The organism is Streptomyces azureus (assembly GCF_001270025.1).
In the GTDB taxonomy this organism is placed as follows: domain Bacteria; phylum Actinomycetota; class Actinomycetes; order Streptomycetales; family Streptomycetaceae; genus Streptomyces; species Streptomyces azureus.
The window spans coordinates 1-5311 of sequence record NZ_DF968497.1 but is presented as its reverse complement, the minus strand read 5'-3'; the positions used below and the strand labels follow the sequence as shown (position 1 = coordinate 5311).

General features: G+C 72.5%; 5 protein-coding genes. All 5 read left to right on the top strand.

Features of this window, described 5'->3' with window-relative positions; all coding sequences use genetic code 11:
* Window positions 1-259 precede the first annotated feature (259 nt).
* The 5 genes from AOQ53_RS37520 to AOQ53_RS37500 all read left to right on the top strand — a co-directional run bounded on the left by AOQ53_RS37520 (window position 260) and on the right by AOQ53_RS37500 (window position 5067).
* A complete protein-coding gene (locus tag AOQ53_RS37520) occupies window positions 260-1009 on the top strand; it encodes an ABC transporter ATP-binding protein (RefSeq protein WP_059424320.1) in 750 nt (249 codons plus the stop codon).
* Window positions 991-2532: a hypothetical protein gene (locus AOQ53_RS37515; protein WP_059424318.1), complete on the top strand. Its 1542-nt coding sequence runs from the start codon at window positions 991-993 to the stop codon at window positions 2530-2532. Before AOQ53_RS37520 ends, AOQ53_RS37515 begins: the two co-directional genes overlap by 19 nt.
* 110 nt (window positions 2533-2642) lie before the next feature.
* Window positions 2643-3050, top strand: coding sequence for a VOC family protein (locus tag AOQ53_RS37510; RefSeq protein ID WP_059424317.1), 408 nt, complete (start codon window positions 2643-2645; stop codon window positions 3048-3050).
* A 25-nt stretch (window positions 3051-3075) separates the two neighbouring features.
* Window positions 3076-4197: an LOG family protein gene (locus tag AOQ53_RS37505; RefSeq protein ID WP_059424315.1), complete on the top strand. Its 1122-nt coding sequence runs from the start codon at window positions 3076-3078 to the stop codon at window positions 4195-4197.
* Between the two features lie 147 nt (window positions 4198-4344).
* Complete coding sequence (locus tag AOQ53_RS37500; protein ID WP_059424313.1) at window positions 4345-5067, top strand: LAETG motif-containing sortase-dependent surface protein; 723 nt, start codon at window positions 4345-4347, stop codon at window positions 5065-5067.
* The last annotated feature ends 244 nt before the right edge of the window (window positions 5068-5311 follow it).

The window sequence follows — 5311 nt, the reverse complement described above, 5'->3', positions numbered from 1 at the left end:
GGTCGAGCAGATCCTGCGCGCCACCCTCTCCGAGGCGTGGACCAAGCTCTGACCGGCCGTCGCTCCGATCGTCTGCATGGATGATCAACACCGGCCCCGGTGCCCCCCGTTCGAGTGAGAAACGGCGGCCCGGGGCCGCGTGCTGTCCGGCGTCCCGCCGCCTACTGCCTAGCGTGCCCAGTGACCGATCGGCCCTGCCTTCGTTCCCCCGCACGGGGGACGGCACGGGAACTACGGATCTGAACCGAGGTGTACGCCCATGGAGGCCCCGCCTGACAACGACGTGCTCTGGGCACGCGCCCTGCACTTCCAGCACGACGACGGCTCCCCCGCGCTCAGCGGTGTCTCGCTCGGCGTCCGGGAGGGCGAGATCCTCGCCGTCAGCGGCCCGCGCGGCAGCGGCAAGACGACCCTGCTGCGCTGCCTGTCCGGCCTGGCGCCCGTCCGGCGCGGCGAGGTCTGGTTCAACAGCGTGCCCGTGCACACCATGGGCCCCCTCACCCGCGAGCGGCTGCGCCGCGACCGCTTCGGCTGGATCGACCCGGCCCCCTCGCTGGTCCCGGAGCTCAACGCCTGGGAGAACGCCGCCCTGCCGCTGATGCTGCGCGGCACCAGCCGGCGCCGCGCCAAGACCGCGGCCCTGGAGTGGCTGGAGCGCCTGGACATCGGCGAGGGCGCCCGCAAACGTCCGCACCAGCTGGTGCAGGCCGAGCGGCAGCGGGTGTGCATCGCCCGCGCCCTCGCCCCCGCCCCCTCGGTGCTGTTCGCCGACGAGCCCACGGCGCCCCTGCACCGCGCCGACCGCGCCCATGTGCTGCGCACCCTCACCACGGCGGCCCGCTCCCACGGCATCACGGTCGTCCTGGCCACGCACGACGCGGAGACCGCTGCGCTCGCCGACCGCACGGTGTCCCTGCTCGACGGACGGCGCGTGCAGACGGTGCACCTGCCGCCGGTCACCGAGCCCACCGAGACGGAAGGCCGGGCCGCGTGCTCGCTCTCCGTCTGACCCGCGGCGCCCACCCCGCCGTCCAGCTGCGCCGCCTCCTGGTCGCGGCGGCCTCGGCGGGGACGGGTTTCCTTTTGCTCTGCACCCTCGGATACGCGCTGGGCCACCCCGGCGCCACCGGCGCCGCCCTGCTGCGCCTGGCCTGGTGCGTGGCTCCCCTGGCCGCCACGGTGTACTTCGCGGTCGCGGTGGCCCGTACCGACCCCGGTACGAAGCCCCGCCCCGGCCTCTCCGCGATCGGCCTCGGACCGCTGCGCCTGATGGCCGTCTCGGCGACGACGACAGCCCTGTCCTGCACGCTGGGCTCGATGCTGGCCCTGCTGTTCTTCCTGCACCTGCGCGGCGATCTGACGGGCATGCCCTTCGACGGCGCGGCCGCCGAGTCCCTCGGGGCGGGCCAGCCGCTGCCGCTGCCGGGAGCCCTGACGCTGCTCGCGATCGTGCCCGCAGCCGCGTCGGTGGCGGTGGCGCTGGCGCTGCGCCCGAGGGAGACGGTCCCGGCCCCGTCCCGGCCGGCCGGGACGTACGGCCGTTTCGGCCGGCAGATCGTCCGGCCCACGCACGGTCGCGCCGCCGAGCCCGCCGAACCCGCCGCCTCGGCCGGGCCCAGCGGGTCGGCCGGGCCGAACGGCGGGCCGCCGCCGGCGCGGGCGGGCGCGTCCGTCCCGGCCGCGGCCACGGGCTCGACCGCCCGGGGCGCCGGGAGCGCGGTGAGCACGGTCGAGGACCCCGTCGAGCAGTCCGGCCCTCAGACGGAGACACACGTCGCCGTGAGCGCCGTGATCCCGGCCGGGAGCGCCGCGCACGCGGCCGAGAACGCCCCGCGGCACTCGGCCCGGCACGCCGCGGCACCGGACGGCGCCGACGATCCCGCCGCTTCCGACGCGGCCCTGCCGGACATCCCCCTGCCCGACGACGCCCTCACCGCCGCCCCTTCCGATCTCCCCTGGGGCATCACCCTCCTGGCCGCGGGTCTCGCCGTGGAGACGTACACGAGCCGTACCGCCCCCACGCCCCCCGACCTCACCTTCTCCGGTGCCTCCCCCGGCGTCCTGGCGGGCTGGGCGCTGGCCGCCGTCGGCCTGGCCCTGGCCGGTCCGGGCCTGACCCATCTGTGCGGACGGCTGCTCCAGTCGGCCCGCCCCGGCGCCCTCCGGCTCCTGGCCGGCCGGATCCTCATGGCGGAGGCCGACCGGATCGGCCGCCCCCTGGGCGTGGTCTGCGCGGTGCTGGCGGCCGCGTACGCCATGGCGCTGCTGCACGCCCCGGACGGGCTGTCGCTCGGTCCGCTCACCACGCTCGGCGTGCTGCTGGTGACCGGTTGCACCGTGGGGACGCTCCTCACGGCCGCCGTCGAGGCCCGCCAGGCCCGCGCCGACACCACCGCCGCGCTGCTGCGTCTCGGCGCCCCCGCGACGATGCTGCGGAGCGCCGCCGCCCTCCGCGCGGGCGCGCTGCTCGCCCTGTTCGGCCCGCTGACCCTGACGGTCGCCGAGCTGGCGGCGCTGCCGCTGGCCCGCTGAAGCCCGCTGAAAAACTCGTACGAAAAAAATCTCCGTACGGCGATGAGTTCCGCGCCGGCCCCCGGTCTGTCCCCACGTAACGACACAGACCCGATGGGAGAGACCCGGCTATGTACCAGCAGATGATCTTCGTGAACCTGTGCGTCAGCGACCTCGACGCCTCGAAGAAGTTCTTCACGGAGCTCGGCTACTCGATCAACGAGCAGTTCAGCGACGACACCACCGCCTCGGTCGTGATCAGCGAGACCATCGTCGCCATGGTCCACACCAAGGAGAAGTACGCCCAGTTCACGAAGAAGGAGATCGCGGACTCGAGGAAGACCAGCGAGGTGCTGATCGCGCTGAGCGCCGAGAGCCGTGAGAAGGTCGACGAACTGGTCGAGAAGGCCGTAGCGGCCGGCGGCTCGGTCTCCGGCGAGACCCAGGACCACGGCTTCATGTACGGCCGTTCCTTCGACGACCTGGACGGCCACACCTGGGAGGTCGTGTGGATGGACCCGTCGGCAGTCGAGGGCTGAGACATGGCTGTGCCAGCATGGGCGGGTGCAGACGATGCCCGCCCATGCGGCCCACCACGACGACCGTGAGATCGAGACGCTCGAGGAGTTCGACGCGACCGTCTCGGCGCGCGGCACGCTCGCCGGTCACCGCGTCCAGGCCGTCGACCTGACGGACCGTACGCGCGAACTGCTCACCACGGACACCGCTGGCGCCGTCTTCCTCGGCTGCGCGATGCGCGAGGAGGCCGCCACGAAGGTCCGCGCGGACGGCGCCCTGGTCTTCCCGCCGGCCCCCGACCTTCCCTTCGACCCGTACCGCGGCCACGTCTACTCGCCGGACGAGCTCTTCGAGTCGCTGCCGGACGGCTACGAGGCCACGCCCGACGCCCGGGCGTACGCCTGGTTCCAGCGCACGAAGGCGGACCGGGACATCTACGCCTCCATGCTGCGCGCGGTCCACGACGACTCGGTCTCGGACGCACTCGACGAACTCCTTTCCGGCGCCCGGGTCGTGGGCGTGATGGGCGGCCACGCGATGGCTCGTGGCACGGAGGAGTACGCGGGGGCGGCGCGGCTCGGCCGGGAGCTGGCCCGTGCCGGTTTCACGGTCGCCACGGGCGGCGGCCCCGGCGCGATGGAGGCCGCGAACCTCGGCGCGTACGCCGCCCCGTTCGGCGACGAGATGCTCACCGAGTCGCTCGAACTGCTCGCCAAGGCACCGCACTTCACGCCGTCGATCACCCAGTGGGCGACGGCCGCCTTCGAGATACGCATGCGCTGGCCGCAAGGCGGGCGTTCCGTCGGCATCCCGACCTGGTTCTACGGCCACGAGCCGCCGAACGCCTTCGCGTCGCACATCGCCAAGTACTTCGCCAACGCCACCCGCGAGGACGGCCTGCTGGCCCGGTCCAACGCGGGAGTCGTGTTCCTGCCGGGCGCCGCCGGGACCGTGCAGGAGATCTTCGACAACGCGACGCCCAACTACTACGAGTCGCGGGGCGAGCCGACGCCGATGGTGCTCGTGAACCGCGTGCACTGGACGGAGAAGCTGCCGACGTGGCCGCTGCTCCAGTCGCTGGCCGGGGGCCGTTCGATGGAGGCGCGGATCGCGCTGGTGGAGCGGATCGAGCAAGCGCCGGAGGCGTTGAAACGTCTCGGCGGTTAATAAGCTGGCAAAGCAAGTGCTTGCAACCTGCATATGCGTTGACACTACTTATGCGGCGCTTATAGACCTGAGAGCCTCCCGGTAGTGCTGATGTCCAGTCACCACTGCCTCCACCCCCCGCATTTGCGCATCCTGTAAAGGACAAACGTGGCAGTTCTGTCCGTATCACGCCGTACGGCATCGCGCCGTACCGTCGCACGTCCCGTGCGGATCCTCGGTGTCGTCTCCGCCTCGGCCGCGCTCGCGCTCGGTGCCTCCGGCAACGCGTTCGCCTGCAACATCAACGAGTTCTCCGCCGAGGCGAAGTGTGACGGCGACAAGGGCGTCATCACCGTCACCGACGTGGACCCCGCCGGTGTCCCGGCCACGGTCTCCGTGTACCTGCAGAACAACGGTGCCGACGCGAAGAAGGTCGGCGAGCAGGTGGTCAAGGGCTCGCGCGAAGGCACCACCATCACCTTCGCCGAGGACTGGAAGCCGAACGCGGAGTACCGCATCCACGTCAAGGCCACTCCGTACGTCGACGAGGACATCAAGCCGAACCTCGTCACCCCGGCCACGGCCTGCAAGAAGGAGGAGGAGCCCCCCGCTTCCACCCCGCCGGCCACGCCGACCCCGTCGGCCTCCCCGTCGAAGCCGGCCGAGGAGTCCGACACCCCGGCCGAGACCCCGGCTCCGTCGGAGAGCGAGAGCACCACGCCGGCGGGCAACGCGCCCGCGCCCGCGGCCGGTGACTCCAACCTCGCCGAGACCGGCGCCGACTCCAACACCGGCATCATCGCCGGCATCGCGGCGGCCCTGGTCGCCGTCGGTGGCGGCGCGGTGTTCTTCGGCATGCGCCGTCGTGGAACGAGCAGCGGCGACAACTGACGCTCTCGCATCAGCGCCCGTCGGTGGCCCGTCCCCCTCACGGGGGCGGGCCATTGCCTGTTCCCGGCCCTAGGTGTGCTGTTCGGAGAGGTTGGTGACGCGGCTGGCTGGGGCGTGTCCGCAAAGTCCCGCCTGCGCTGCGGCGTCCGGGCGGACGACGGGACTTTACGGACACGCCCTAGCTTGATCTTTAACCTCGGGCCTCGAACGGCTCGTCGTACTTGATCACTCGCGTCGGTAACTG

Bases quoted from the DNA above. Each gene is read 5' to 3' on its own strand.
- AOQ53_RS37510 (WP_059424317.1), top strand. From the start codon at position 2,643: ATGTACCAGCAGATGATCTTCGTGAACCTGTGCGTCAGCGACCTCGAC.
- AOQ53_RS37520 (WP_059424320.1), top strand. From the start codon at position 260: ATGGAGGCCCCGCCTGACAACGACGTGCTCTGGGCACGCGCCCTGCAC.